Origin of the sequence: Streptomyces sp. N50 (genome assembly GCF_033335955.1) — a bacterium.
GTDB lineage: Bacteria > Actinomycetota > Actinomycetes > Streptomycetales > Streptomycetaceae > Streptomyces.
Map to the genome: position 1 here is coordinate 6,525,482 of NZ_CP137549.1, position 12,847 is coordinate 6,538,328.

General features: G+C 72.0%; 12 protein-coding genes. 4 read left to right on the top strand and 8 right to left on the bottom strand.

The window, feature by feature from the left end:
- Positions 1-26: 26 nt before the first annotated feature.
- The 3 genes from R2B38_RS29540 to R2B38_RS29550 form a co-directional block, all read right to left on the bottom strand.
- Complete coding sequence (locus R2B38_RS29540) at positions 27-743, bottom strand: GAF and ANTAR domain-containing protein (protein ID WP_318018945.1); 717 nt, start codon at positions 741-743, stop codon at positions 27-29.
- A gap of 89 nt (positions 744-832) precedes the next feature.
- The gene (locus tag R2B38_RS29545) at positions 833-1,600 is read right to left on the bottom strand and encodes an ANTAR domain-containing protein (RefSeq protein WP_318018946.1); all 768 of its coding nucleotides are present in this window, start codon (positions 1,598-1,600) and stop codon (positions 833-835) included.
- Between the two features lie 476 nt (positions 1,601-2,076).
- Positions 2,077-2,958 (bottom strand): alpha/beta hydrolase, encoded by an 882-nt coding sequence (locus R2B38_RS29550; RefSeq protein ID WP_318018947.1) that lies wholly within the window; start codon positions 2,956-2,958, stop codon positions 2,077-2,079.
- A 184-nt stretch (positions 2,959-3,142) separates the two neighbouring features.
- Between R2B38_RS29550 and R2B38_RS29555 the strand changes: the two genes are divergently transcribed.
- Positions 3,143-3,727 (top strand): TetR/AcrR family transcriptional regulator, encoded by a 585-nt coding sequence (locus tag R2B38_RS29555; protein ID WP_318018948.1) that lies wholly within the window; start codon positions 3,143-3,145, stop codon positions 3,725-3,727.
- Positions 3,728-3,779: 52 nt separating this feature from the next.
- Here R2B38_RS29555 and R2B38_RS29560 read toward each other — a convergent pair whose 3' ends face one another.
- From R2B38_RS29560 to R2B38_RS29570, 3 genes are all read right to left on the bottom strand, one after another.
- The gene (locus R2B38_RS29560; RefSeq protein ID WP_318018949.1) at positions 3,780-5,804 is read right to left on the bottom strand and encodes a prolyl oligopeptidase family serine peptidase; all 2,025 of its coding nucleotides are present in this window, start codon (positions 5,802-5,804) and stop codon (positions 3,780-3,782) included.
- A 101-nt stretch (positions 5,805-5,905) separates the two neighbouring features.
- Positions 5,906-6,571 carry a response regulator transcription factor gene (locus tag R2B38_RS29565; protein ID WP_318018950.1) on the bottom strand — a complete coding sequence of 222 codons (666 nt, stop codon included), beginning with the start codon at positions 6,569-6,571 and terminating at the stop codon, positions 5,906-5,908.
- Positions 6,568-7,761 (bottom strand): sensor histidine kinase, encoded by a 1,194-nt coding sequence (locus R2B38_RS29570; protein WP_318018951.1) that lies wholly within the window; start codon positions 7,759-7,761, stop codon positions 6,568-6,570. The genes R2B38_RS29565 and R2B38_RS29570 overlap by 4 nt, the downstream gene beginning before the upstream one ends.
- Positions 7,762-7,912: 151 nt before the next feature.
- Here R2B38_RS29570 and R2B38_RS29575 point away from each other — a divergent pair, with 151 nt between their 5' ends.
- Genes R2B38_RS29575 through R2B38_RS29585 form a run of 3 tightly spaced genes read left to right on the top strand, consistent with a single transcriptional unit; the run spans position 7,913 to position 10,048 of the window.
- A complete protein-coding gene (locus tag R2B38_RS29575; RefSeq protein ID WP_318018952.1) occupies positions 7,913-8,131 on the top strand; it encodes a hypothetical protein in 219 nt (72 codons plus the stop codon).
- Positions 8,124-9,038, top strand: coding sequence for an ABC transporter ATP-binding protein (locus R2B38_RS29580; RefSeq protein WP_318018953.1), 915 nt, complete (start codon positions 8,124-8,126; stop codon positions 9,036-9,038). Before R2B38_RS29575 ends, R2B38_RS29580 begins: the two co-directional genes overlap by 8 nt.
- Positions 9,035-10,048 carry an ABC transporter permease gene (locus R2B38_RS29585; RefSeq protein ID WP_318018954.1) on the top strand — a complete coding sequence of 338 codons (1,014 nt, stop codon included), beginning with the start codon at positions 9,035-9,037 and terminating at the stop codon, positions 10,046-10,048. The genes R2B38_RS29580 and R2B38_RS29585 overlap by 4 nt, the downstream gene beginning before the upstream one ends.
- Positions 10,049-10,096: 48 nt before the next feature.
- On the opposite strand, the gene R2B38_RS29590 is transcribed toward R2B38_RS29585, so the two are convergent.
- Positions 10,097-11,464, bottom strand: a complete 1,368-nt coding sequence (locus R2B38_RS29590; protein WP_033282778.1) for an L-serine ammonia-lyase — start codon at positions 11,462-11,464, stop codon at positions 10,097-10,099.
- A gap of 91 nt (positions 11,465-11,555) precedes the next feature.
- Positions 11,556-12,815: a serine hydroxymethyltransferase gene (glyA, locus tag R2B38_RS29595; RefSeq protein ID WP_318021824.1), complete on the bottom strand. Its 1,260-nt coding sequence runs from the start codon at positions 12,813-12,815 to the stop codon at positions 11,556-11,558.
- Positions 12,816-12,847 lie beyond the last annotated feature (32 nt).

Consider the following 12,847-nt stretch of genomic DNA (forward strand, 5'->3'; position numbering starts at 1 on the left):
AGGTCAGGACCCCAGCCGCAGCTACTTCACGACCCCAGGCCCGGCAGCGGCTCGGAGTCGTCCACGAAGGCGCGGGCCACGTCCGACAGGCGCCGGTTGTGCGCGCGGGCGTAGCCGCGCAGGGCGGTGAAGGCGCGCTCCATGTCGACGCCGAGGCGTTCGGCGAGTTTGCCCTTGGCCTGTTCGATCAGGACGCGGCTGTTCAGGGCGGTCTGGAGCTGCTCGTTGAGGATCGCGCTGAGGTGACTGGAGCGCTGCTGGAGCAGGCTGATGGTGGCTACGTCGGCGAGGGCCTGGGCGATCAGCGTGGCCGCCGGGTCGAACGGGCCGGGGGCGGCCCGGAAGAGGTTGAGGGCGCCGACGACCTCGTCCCGCAGCCGCATCGGCAGCGCCTGCACGGCGGTGAAACCGCTGCGGTGGGCCGTCGTGACGAAGCGCGGCCAGCGCTCGGCCTCCCGGGTCAGATCGGGGACGACCACGGGTGCGCCGGAGCGGAAGCACTCCAGGCAGGGGCCCTCGTCGTTCTGGAGCTGGAACAGTTCCAGGAGGCGCACCTGTTCGTCGGAGGCCGCCATCACGCGCAGTTCGCCGTCGCGGTCCGCGAGCAGCACGCCCGCCGCGTCGGCTCCGAGCATGCCCACGCAGCGGTCGGTGAGCAGGCGCAGGAAGTCGATCAGATCGAAGTCGGCGACCAGGTTGTCCGCCAGTTCGACGAAGGTCTTGGCCAGGAGCTGCTGATTCATCGTGTCACCTTCGTTGGGGACCGGGTTCCGCCGGGAGGGGGCGGGAGGGGGCGGGAAGTGCGGCACGTCGGTCGGCCGGCGCAGACGCGTCAGGTGTCCTCGTCGGACCGGTCGTCCTGGTCCGGCTCGGCGTGCGGGGAGAAGCGGAGCCGGTGGGCCACGATGTCGGCGGCCACGTCGGCGAGCCGGCGCCCCCGCATATAGGCGTGCGCGCGCAGCCGTACGAAGGCCTCGTCGATGCCGATGCCGAGTTGGACGGTGAGGATGCCGGTGGCCTGGTCGATCTCCGCGCGGTATCCGTCCAGGGTCCCGAAGTCCCGGTCCGCCGGGGCGTGTTGGGCGGACGGCCCGCCCGACCCGTCGATCCGGGCGTCGAGCAGGAGCAGCGTCGCGAGATCGGCGAACGCGAGGGCGTCGGCCAGCTGTTCGCCGTTCAGTACGGTCGGCACGTCGGCGTACAGGTCCAGGACTCCCGGGCTGATCGCGCCCACCTGCAGGGGGAGCGCGAACACCGCGCGTGCCCCGGCCTCCAGGGCCGCGTCCGCGAACACGGCCCAGCGGTCCTGGAGTTGACCCGTGAGGAGGTCCGGTGTCAGGACGGCCGCACCGTCCAGGAACGCGTCCACGCACGGCCCCTCGCCCAACGTCAGCTGCAGTTCCTCCAGTTGCTCGCTGATGTCGTCGGTGCAGCACAGTGGATGGCTCGCGGCGGTGCGGGACATCGCGGACAGCCCCGCCCCGCCGACGGGGAGCGCGGCCACGGCCGCGGTGCACACGTCCACCACCCCGGCCCGCCCACCGCGCCGCGCCGCCTGCTCGGCGACCAGTACCTGGATCCGGGCCGACCGGGCGGTCACCGTGCGTCCCCGGAGAGGTCGAGGACCGGGGCCGGGGTGGTCGGTGCCCGTGTCCTTCGGTCGTGGCGGTTTACGGTGAGCTGCGTGCGGGGCATGACGCCTCGGTTCGGGGGACCATCCGGCAACGGGTGTGGTGACGACGGGAGTTCCGGCGCCCGGGCCGCGCTGCGGGCGGGGGGCGTACGTTCGGCGGAGGGGGAACGGGGACGGGTCCGAGGGCCTGCGCTCCAGGACGGCGGACCCACCCGGATCCCTCCAGGGATGCGCCGGGCGACGGACGAAGAATCCGCTCCCCGCAACCATCTGGGTCGAGCTACGACAAGCCGCCGGGGTCTGGGACGTCCGTGCGGCAGCATAGTCCTCGTGCGGGTGCGCGGGCGGTGCTCACCGGTAAGTGGTGGGCACGGCACGGGAGTTGCCGCTGGGGGTGTCCTGGACGAGGACACCCCCAGCGGCCGTGGGAAACGGCTCGGCGGTCAGTCGCGCAGGAAGTCCAGGACCTGCCGGACGAACAGCTCGTGGTGCTGGAAGAGGGCGCCGTGGCCGGAGTCCGGGTAGATGCTCAGCTCGGCGTCGGGCAGCTGGTCGGCGAGGTTGAACGAGCTGATCGTCGGGATCATGGTGTCGTCGTCGCCGTTGACCACCAGCACGGGTTGGTGGACGTGCGCGAGGCCCGCGCTGGAGCTGTCCCGCTCCCACTTGGCCAGGGCGGTCACCTGGGCGCCGATGGTCTCGTCGGTCACGGCGGTGTCGCGGTCCTGGGTCCGCTGGTCGAGGCGGCCGAGGAAGGCGTCGGCCGCGGCCTGGCTCGCCGCGGTGGGGGAGAAGAACAGGAAGTGCTTGGGGTGCTTGCCCTCGGCGCCCGCGATCTCCATGGCGTTCCGCAGGACGGTGAGGGTGTCGGCGGGTCCCGCGTCGCCCGCGGGTGAGGTGCCGGCCAGGACGATCCGCCGGACCAGGTCGGGGCGCCGCTGCACGATCTCCTGCGCGACCATGCCGCCCAGCGAGAAGCCCAGCAGGTCGACCGCCGGCAGCCCGAGGGCCTGGATGAAGGAGATCGCGTCGGCCGCCATGGCCTCGACGCTGTCGGGCGTGGTGCCGCCCGAGGCGCCGACGCCCCTGAGGTCGACCAGGACGACCCGGTGCGCGGCGGCCAGGCCGTCGACGACAGCGGGGTCCCAGTCGTCGAGCACCCCGGTGAAGTGGTGCAGGAGTACCAGTGGAGTGCCGGTGGTGGGGCCGACCTCGCGGTAGGCGAAGGGGGTGCCGCCCACGTCGACGGTCCGGGTGACTGCCTCGTTGTGGGTGACGGTTTCGGTGTGGGTCGCGGACATGATCGTGCTCGCTTTCATGTGCATGGACGCTGTGTGGGATTTCGTGCAGGGCTTCGCCGGTGGCCGGGGGCGAAGCTATGGCGTAGCGATCGTTATATAACGACCGCTACGCTACGATGTCGTAGACCGGACCGCAAGGCGGGTCGGCGACCGGAACGCCGGGAAGGCCGTGGACCGGAAGGCCAGGAAGGGCAGGCGAGGGCGCGCGATGCGGTATCCGAAGGACCACAAGAAGCAGGCCAGGGCGTCGATCCTGGCCGCGGCGTCGCAGGCGCTGAAGGAGAAGGGGTTCCAGGGCGTCGGGGTCGACGGACTCGCCGCCTCCGCCCAGGTCACCTCCGGGGCGCTGTACTCGAACTTCGGCAGCAAGGAGGCGTTCCTGGAGCAGGTGGTCGATGCCCAGCTCGGCGCCGAGTTCGCCGTGGTCGACGACCCCGACCCGGCCGAACGGCGGCGCCGGCTCGTGGAGTTCCTCGGTGTGTACCTCGGCGAGGACCACCGCGGGGATGTCGCCCACGGCTGTGTCATGCCGTCGTTGAGCGCGGACGTGTCCCGGGCGAGCGACTCGGTCCGCGAGGTGTACCAGCGCCGCATGCTCGACCTGGTCGCCCTGCTCGCCCCCGCCATGCAGGGCCCGCCGGACGAGCGGGAGCGGCGGGCCTGGACCGCGGTGGCGTCGATGGTCGGCGCGGTCACCATCGCCCGCGCGCTGCCCGACGGGGACCCGGCCCGGAGCGTCCTGGACGCGGTGCTTCAGGCCACGACGAAGGCGGTCACGGGCAACTCGGCCTGAAAGCAGCCGAGTTGAGGCTCGGCGGTTGGCAACCGGCCCCCAGTGACGGGTGTCAGCGGGACTCTCCGGCCGTACTCAGCTCCAGCACCGGCACGTCGGGCGGAGTGAAGCCGAAGACCTGGCCGTAGAAGGAGAGTTCGGCCTCCAGCGCGGCGACCATCGTGTCCCGGCGGCGGAACCCGTGGCCCTCTCCTTCGAAGAGGCGGTACGCGTGCGGGACGGCGGACGCGCCCGCGAGGAACGCCCGGCTCTGCGCGGGCGGACAGACGGGGTCGTCGCTTCCTTGCAGCAGGAGGAAGGGCACGGTGATGCGTTCGGGGTGGGCGGCGGGGGAGCGGTCCCGGTGACGCGCCGCCGAATCAGCGGAGTTGGGGCCGATCAGGGACTCCAGGTAGTGCGACTCGAAGTCGTGGGAACCCCCTGCGGCGAGGACCTCCAGGTCCAGCACCGGGTAGAGCATGGTCGCGCAGGCGTAGACGTCGGTGGTGATCAGGGACGCCGCCGCGGTGAAACCACCGGCGCTGCAACCCCGGATCGCCAGCCGGGCGCGGTCGGCCACACCCTCGTCGATCAACTCCCGTGCCACAGCGGCACAGTCGGCCACGTCGACGACACCCCACTGCTCCCGCAGCCGCTCCCGGTACTCACGCCCATAGCCGGGCGTCCCGCCGTAGTTGACGTCGGCCACGCCGATGCCGCGCGAGGTGAAGTAGGCGATTTCGAGGTTCGGGGAGAGGGGCGCGCGCAGGCTGGGGCCGCCGTGCGCCCACACCACGTACGGTGCGGGGCCGTCGTCCGGTGACCGGCCGGTGGTGTGGTCCGGGTGGCGCGGGGCGTAGAGGTGGGCGTGCACCTCCTGGCCGTCCGGGCCTTTGAACACGCGGGCGATTGGCTCCGGCAAGTAGGAAGCGTCCACGGGGACTTGATGCCGGTGTCCAGCCACGCGGAGGGTGAGTTGTCCGGCGGTGAGGGTGGTGGGATGCCCGGCGGTGTCGGTGGTGGGCTGCCCGGCCGCGCCCGCCGCGTGCGCGCCCGCGTCCACCTCCACGACCTCGTACGACGTCTCGCGGCCGGCCGCGACGCCCGCGATCCGGGTCCCCGACACGGCGAGATGCGGCAGCCACTCGGTCCGGCCGCCCGGCACGTCCACGAGGCTTTCGTCGGCCGGGTCGAGTACGGCCAGGCGTTGCGCTCCCCGGCCGTGGAGCACGGCGATCCGGCCGTCGGCCAGGGGCGCGAACCAGCGCAGGCCGAGCCGTTGGGAGCCGGCGAACTCCTCCGCCGCCCGGTGCAGGATCCGCGCGGCGCCGGTCTCGGGGTCGACGCGGTGGAGATTCCACCAGCCCGTACGTTCGCAGGCGGCCAACAGCGTTCCGTCCACGGCCCATTCGGCCTGGGCCACGGGGTCTCCTGGCCCGCCGAGCAGCGCGCGGGCGTGCTGGAGGCGCCCGTCGTCGCCGACCTCGGCGATCTTCAACTCGGCCGCGTCCCATGGCATATGGGGGTGATCCCAGGCGAGCCACACGGCCCGTGAACCGTCGGGGGAGACCCGGGCCCCGGACACGAACCGGTGCCGGTCGTCGCTCAACTCCCGTACGGCGCCTCGGTCTTCGGCCGCGCTGCCGTCCAGCGGGACCTGTGCGATCAACCGCCGTACGTCGCTTGGCCCTTCACCCGTGAACTCCTCCAGCACGCAACGGACCGCGCCGCGCGCCAGGTCCACCTCCGGCTCCGCCCAGCGCAGTCCGCCGCCGACGGGGGAGACCGGCGTCAGGGGCTGGGGCCCGGCGCCCTCGGTGTCCGGGCGGTACAAGTACAGCCGCTGGTCGGGGAAGTTGACGAACACCACGAGTACGCCGAGGTCATCGGCCGCCGTGGCCCAGGGGCGTCCGCCGTACTCGATCACGCGGCTGCGGATGTTCCAGGGCCCGGGCAGGACGGTCTCGGCGTCGGCGTCCGGGCGCCGCCCGCGCATCAGGGCCGAGCGTCCGTCCTCCTGCGGGCGGGGTTCGATCCACCACAACTCCTCGCCCTGGAAGCCGAGATACGAGGGTGCCGCGATCTGGCCCGCGGTCATTCCGCGTGATGCCAGGTCCGCTGTGACCGGCGAGGCCCAGGAACCGTGAGGGGCCGGGCCGGCTGTCACGAGGCGTCTCCGTCCGTTCCGTGTGCGGGAGTTCAGACCAGGCCGGCGTAGTGCACGGTCAGGGCGATCTGGACCCGGTTGGTGTGTTCCAGCTTGGTGAGGATGTGGGAGACGTGCGCCTTGACGGTGGCCACGCTCATGTACAGCTCGGCCGCGATCTCCGCGTTGGTCCTGCCCCGGCCGACGGCCACGGCGACCTCGCGTTCCCGGTCGCCCAGCCGGTCGAGGCGGACGCGGGCCTCGGCGGCCTCCGGGCGGCGCGGGACCGTACCGTCGCCGCCCCGGGTGACCCGGGCGATGAGCTGCTCGGTCACGGCGGGGGAGAGCACCGGCTCGCCCGCCTTCACCCGGCGTACCGCCGCGACGATCTCGGCGGGCGGGGTGTGCTTGAGCAGGAAACCGGCCGCGCCCGCGCGCAGCGCGCCGAGGACCTGCTCGTCGTCCTTGAAGGTCGTCAGCATCACGACGGCCGGTGCGCCGGGCCGGGCCCGCAGCAGTTCGGTAGCCTTCAGGCCGTCCACGCCGGGCATCCGGATGTCCATCAGCACCAGGTCGGGGGCGTGCTCGTCGACCAGGGCGGGCACCTCGCCGCCGTCCGCCGCCTCGGCCACGACCTCGATGTCGTCGGCGCCGCTGAGCATCAGCCGGAGTCCCGAGCGGACCAGCGGGTCGTCGTCGACGAGCAGCACACGGATCATGCGGGCCAGGGTAGCCAGGCCCGAAGCGCGTACTCCGCTCCGTCCTCGCCATGACCGAACCGGCCGCCCGCCAGCGCGACGCGCTCCGCGAGGCCGATCAACCCCTGCCCGGAACCCGGGACGCCGTCGCGCGGGCCACCCGGTCCGGCCGGATTGCTCAGCTCCAGGGTGAGCCCGTCGCCGGGGCCGCCCGCCACCGTGATCCTGACCGGCGCACCCGGGGCGTGCTTCCGGGCGTTCGTCAGCCCTTCCTGCACGAACCGGTAGGCGGCGAGCCCGGCGATCCCCGTCGGCCCCGCGCCCCTTCCGACGCCGTCCATGTCGAGGTCGACCTTCATCCCCGCCTCGCGCGACTCCCGGACCAGGCCGGGCACTTCGGCGAGACCGGTCCGGGTGCGCGGGGTCGTCCCGTCCGCAACAGGCCCCCCGCCCGGCGACCGCAGCACCTCCAGCACCACCTGAAGATCCTCCAGCGCCTGATGCGAGCTCTCCCGGATCACGGCCGCGGCCCGGGTGGTCTCCTGCGCGGACGCCCCGGCGTTGAACTCCAGCGCCCCCGCGTGCACGCTCAGCAGCGACAGCCGGTGGGCCAGCACATCGTGCATCTCCCGCGCGATGTCCTCCCGCGCCTCGCGCTGAGCGCGCTGCGCCCGCAACACCGCCTCCGCCTCGGCCCGTTCGGCGCGCTCGCTCAGCGAACGGACGAACAGGCCCCAGCCGACCGCGGCGGCGATCAGGACCCCCAGGATCACCGCGTTGGCGATCGGCACGCCGGAGACGTAGGGACTGCTCAGGAAGTGGACGGGGATCGGCAGCAGTGCCAGCAGGGCGACGGTCAGGATCGTGCGCGCGGGCCTGAGGGCGGCGACGGTGAAGAGCGCCACGACCAGGGGCACCACGGCCGGGGTGAGGACCGCGGCGACGATCGCCACGACGGCGACAGCGGTCGGCCACCGTCTGCGCCACCACAGTGCCCCTACGGCGATCAGGGAGACCGGGTTCACCGCCCGGGTGAACCCGAGCAGCGGCGACGAGAAGGCCGGCCGGTCGAACGGCCAGGTGCCTGACCCCAGTCCCGGACTCAGCGCCAGATCCCCCCTGACCTGCACCAGCGAGAGCGCGGCCGACAGCACCAGGGCCAGCACCACAAGGCCCAGGTCGATGGTCTTCTCACGCCGGTAACCGCTCACAAGCCACAAATGTAGATCGGCCGCCGCACACCGCCGTACAGACTTTGGTCTAGAGACTTTGGTCGTACGACGAGGTCAGAGCACCGACTTTGAGCCGAAGCCACCCAGGGACCGCCGCTCCTAGCGTTCCGGGAGTCACATCGGATCCCTCATGGAAGGCTCGGCCTTGAAGAAGAACCTCCTCCTGCTGTCCGGAGCCCTGCTCGCGCTCTGCGGCGGAGTGCCGCTCGCCCAGCGGCTCTACGCCCATCTCACGACCTGGGGGTTCGGAGTCCCCGGCTACGGCCCGTCGCTGATCAGGCTGGCCCTGGTGCTCGCCGGCGCCGCGGTACTGGTCCTCGCCGCACGTGTGCGGCAGCACAATGACTGATCCGGCACTGGAGGCGGTCGGCCTCGGCCGGCGCTACCGGCGTGGCTGGGCGCTGCGGGACTGCTCGTTCCGGCTGCCGGTCGGCCGGGTCTGCGCGCTGGTCGGCCCGAACGGCGCCGGCAAGACGACCCTGCTCTCGCTGGCCGCCGGTCTGCTGGAGCCGAGCACCGGCACCATCCGGCTCGGCGGACACCCGGCCCGGTCCGCCGAGGCCCGGCAGCACACCGCGTTCCTCAGCCAGGAGAAGGCGCTCTACCCGCGCTTCCGGGTCTGCGACACCCTGCGGATCGGCCGCGAGCTGAACCCGACCTGGCACCAGGAGACCGCCGAGCGGATCATCGCCGCCGGAGACATTCCGATGGACGCCCGGGTCGGCACCCTGTCCGGCGGCCAGCGCACCCGCGTGGCCTTCGCGCTGGCCCTGGGCAAACGCCCCCGGCTGCTCCTGCTCGACGAACCGATGGCCGACCTGGACCCGCTGGTCCGCCGCCGGATGACGGACCTGCTCATGTCCGAGGCCGCTCAGCACGGCTCGACCGTCGTGATGTCCTCCCACCTGGTCTCCGAACTGGAGGGCGCCTGCGACTTCCTGGTCCTGATCGACAACGGCACGGTCAGACTCGCCGGAGACGTGGCCGAACTCATCGCCGCCCACCGCACCGTCTCCGCCCCCGACGCCCACGCGGCCCGGCTGGCGAAGCTCCCCGGCCAGGTGACCGTGGAGACCCGCAGCACGGGCGGCCGTACGACGGCACTGATCCGCCCGAGGGGCCCGCTCCCGGCGGACAACGACCCGGCCCTCCCCACCCTGGAGGACCTCCTGCTGGCCCACCTCCGCACGGCCGACGCACCCCCGCTGATCACACCCACGGCCCGCGCCGGCACCCACCACGAGGTGACGGCATGACCGCCGACGTCCTTTCACCCAGGCCCAGTTCGGGTCGGATGCCATGGCTACGGCTACGGGGCCTGACCTGGCTGGTCTGGCGGCAGAACCGGCTGGCGTTCTGGATCGGCATCGGTGCGGCGGCCGCCGTGGCGGCGTACGCGATCGTGCGCCACCAGGAGATGACGACGGCCATTGCGCAGAGCCATGTGGATGCCTGCCGGGGCACGACCATCCCGGCGGGCGACTGCTCCCACAAACTCAACTCCTTTACGCGGACGTACCAGTTCCCACTCCGCCGCCCTCTCCAGGCCATGCTCGCCCTGCCGTTGGTCTTCGGCGTCTTCCTCGGCGGCCCCCAACTGGCACAGGAGCTGGAGTCCGGCACGTACCGCACCGTGTGCACGCAGTCGGTCACCCAACTGCGCTGGTTCGCGGCCAAGTTGCTGGTCCCCGTCGTCCTGACGATCCTGATCAGCGGTACGATCGCCGCCGCGATGACCTGGTGGTGGCGTCCGGCGGGCTCCCTGCTGGGCGGCTGGTTCCCCTGGTGGCAGTGGTATCCGTACGACGGGATCGGCCCGGTCGTGGTCGGCCTGTCCGTGCTCTCCCTGCTCATCGGCGTGACCGCGGGCCTGATCCTGCGCCGCACGGTCCTGGCGATGGGGGCGACGGTGGTGCTGAGCGCGGCGGCGATGTACGTACTCGAGTCCGTCCGCGGCTGTCTCCTGCCCACCACCCTGGCCACGGTCCAGCACCCGGCCGCCGAGGCGGCCCCGTCGAACGCGTGGGTCCTCGCGGAGGGCGCGGTCGACGCGACCGGCCGCCACGTGCCGGACCTGCCGAGCTGCTACGCGACCGACGACTACGCCAACTGCCTTGCCCGGCACGGCAGAACGGGCCGCTGGGCAGAGTTCCATCCGTCGTCCCACCTGTGGCCGTTGCAGTGGGCGGAGACGGGCGTGTGCGTGTTGCTGGCGGCGGGGCTCGCGGGGCTGTGCGTGTGGTGGCTCCGCCACCGCTCGGCCTGACGCCCTGTCCACGACTCGCCCCAGGGAGAGGGCTCGGGGCCTACGCCCTCAGCACTCGATGATGTTCACAGCCAGCCCGCCCCGGGCCGTCTCCTTGTATTTCACGCTCATGTCCGCCCCCGTCTCCTTCATCGTCTTGATGACCTTGTCGAGGGACACCTTGTGCGAACCGTCCCCCCGCATCGCCATCCGCGCAGCGGTCACCGCCTTCACCGCGGCCATGCCGTTGCGTTCGATGCAGGGGATCTGGACGAGGCCGCCGACGGGGTCGCAGGTGAGGCCGAGGTTGTGTTCCATGCCGATCTCGGCCGCGTTCTCGACCTGTTCCGGGGAGCCGCCGAGGACCTCGGCCAACGCGCCCGCCGCCATCGAGCACGCCGAGCCGACCTCGCCCTGGCAGCCGACCTCGGCGCCGGAGATGGAGGCGTTCTCCTTGAAGAGCATGCCGATGGCGCCGGCCGAGAGCATGAAGCGGACCACGCCCTCCTCGTCGGCGCCCGGCACGAAGTTGATGTAGTAGTGCAGGACCGCCGGGATGATGCCGGCCGCGCCGTTCGTCGGGGCCGTCACCACGCGGCCGCCCGCCGCGTTCTCCTCGTTCACGGCCATCGCGTAGAGCGTGATCCACTCCATCGCGTGCGCCAACGGGTCGCCCTCCGCCCGGAGTTGGCGTGCCGACATGGCCGCCCTGCGGCGGACCCGGAGGCCGCCCGGCAGGATGCCCTCCCGCGACATGCCCCGCGAGACGCACGCCTGCATCACGCGCCAGATCTCCAGCAGCCCGGCCCGGATCTCCTCCTCCGTGCGCCAGGCGCGCTCGTTCTCCAGCATCAGGGCCGAGATCGACAGACCCGTCTCCTGGGTGAGGCGCAACAACTCGTCGCCCGTGCGGAAGGGGTACTTGAGGACCGTGTCGTCCAGCTTGATGCGGTCGGCGCCCACCGCCTCCTCGTCGACCACGAATCCGCCGCCCACCGAGTAGTACGTCTTGGAGAGGAGCTCGGTGCCTGCCTCGTCGTACGCCCACAGCGTCATGCCGTTCGCGTGGTACGGCAGGGTTTTCCGGCGGTGCAGCTTCAGGTCGTTGTCGTAGGAGAAGGGGATCTCGTGCTCGCCGAGGAGGCGGATGCGGCCCGACTCCCTGATCTGCTCGACCCGTTCGTCCGCGCCCTCCACGTCCACCGTGCGCGGCGACTCGCCCTCCAGGCCGAGCAGCACCGCCTTCGGGGTGCCGTGGCCGTGGCCGGTCGCGCCGAGGGAGCCGTACAGCTCGGTGCGGACGGAGGCGACGGAGTCCAGCAGCTCCTCGTTGCGCAGCCGGCGCGCGAACATGCGGGCCGCCCGCATCGGGCCGACCGTGTGGGAGCTGGACGGGCCGATGCCGATCGAGAACAGGTCGAAGACCGAGATGGCCACGGTGACTCCTCAGAACGCGGGACGAGCAAGGTGGTGCAGGGGGCGGGACACCGGCGCGCACCTCCCAGTGTGCGCCGGTGTCCCCGATGGGCTACAGCCCGGGATACAGCGGGTACTTCTCCGCCAGCGCCGTGACACGGGCCTTCAGGCCCTCCACGTCGTACGACGGCTTCAGCGTCTCCGCGATGACGTCCGCGACCTCGGCGAAGTCCTCGGCCGTGAAGCCGCGGGTCGCCAGTGCCGGGGTGCCGATGCGCAGGCCGGAGGTGACCATCGGGGGCCGCGGGTCGTTCGGGACGGCGTTGCGGTTGACCGTGATGCCGACCTCGTGGAGCCGGTCCTCGGCCTGCTGGCCGTCCAGTTCGGAGTTCCGCAGGTCGACCAGGACCAGGTGCACGTCCGTGCCGCCCGACAGTACGTCGACGCCCACGGCCTTCACGTCGTCCCGCACCAGGCGCTCGGCCAGCAGCCGCGCACCCTCCACGGTACGCCGCTGCCGCTCCTTGAAGTCCTCGCTCGCCGCGACCTTGAAGGAGACCGCCTTGGCCGCGATCACATGCTCCAGCGGACCGCCCTGGAAGCCCGGGAAGACGGAGGAGTTCAGCTTCTTCGCGAACTCCTTCTTCGCCAGGATGATGCCGCCGCGCGGGCCGCCCAGCGTCTTGTGGGTCGTGGACGTGACGACATCCGCGTACGGCACGGGGTTCGGGTGCAGCCCCGCCGCGACCAGGCCCGCGAAGTGCGCCATGTCGACCCACAGGAAGGCCTCGACCTCGTCCGCGATCCGGCGGAACTCGGCGAAGTCCAGCTGGCGCGGGTACGCCGACCAGCCCGCGATGATGACCTTCGGGCGGTGCTCCTTGGCGAGCTTCTCCAGCTCGGCCATGTCGACCAGACCGGTCGTCGGGTCCACGTGGTAGGCGACCACGTCGAACTGCTTGCCGGAGAAGTTCAGCCGCATTCCGTGGGTCAGGTGACCCCCGTGCGCCAGGTCCAGGCCGAGGATCGTGTCGCCGGGCTTGGCCAGCGCGAACAGGGCGGCCTGGTTCGCGGAGGCGCCCGAGTGCGGCTGTACGTTCGCGTACTCGGCGCCGAACAGCTCCTTGACCCGGTCGATCGCGATCTGCTCGGCCACGTCGACGTACTCGCAGCCGCCGTAGTAACGACGGCCCGGGTACCCCTCCGCGTACTTGTTGGTGAGGACCGAGCCCTGCGCCTCCATGACCGCGACCGGAGCGAAGTTCTCCGAGGCGATCATCTCCAGCGTGGACTGCTGCCGGCGCAGCTCGGCGTCGACGGCCGCGGCGATGTCGGGGTCGAGCTCGTGCAGGGGCGTGTTCAGGACGGACAGGTGGTCGGACGTGTGGTCAGACATGGTGCTAC

Coding starts and splice junctions, on each gene's coding strand:
- R2B38_RS29550 (WP_318018947.1), bottom strand. CDS start 2,958: ATGCACATGAAAGCGAGCACGATCATGTCCGCGACCCACACCGAAACC.
- R2B38_RS29555 (WP_318018948.1), top strand. CDS start 3,143: ATGCGGTATCCGAAGGACCACAAGAAGCAGGCCAGGGCGTCGATCCTG.
- R2B38_RS29540 (WP_318018945.1), bottom strand. CDS start 743: ATGAATCAGCAGCTCCTGGCCAAGACCTTCGTCGAACTGGCGGACAAC.
- R2B38_RS29565 (WP_318018950.1), bottom strand. CDS start 6,571: ATGATCCGTGTGCTGCTCGTCGACGACGACCCGCTGGTCCGCTCGGGA.
- R2B38_RS29585 (WP_318018954.1), top strand. CDS start 9,035: ATGACCGCCGACGTCCTTTCACCCAGGCCCAGTTCGGGTCGGATGCCA.
- R2B38_RS29560 (WP_318018949.1), bottom strand. CDS start 5,804: ATGACCGCGGGCCAGATCGCGGCACCCTCGTATCTCGGCTTCCAGGGC.
- R2B38_RS29575 (WP_318018952.1), top strand. CDS start 7,913: ATGGAAGGCTCGGCCTTGAAGAAGAACCTCCTCCTGCTGTCCGGAGCC.
- R2B38_RS29580 (WP_318018953.1), top strand. CDS start 8,124: ATGACTGATCCGGCACTGGAGGCGGTCGGCCTCGGCCGGCGCTACCGG.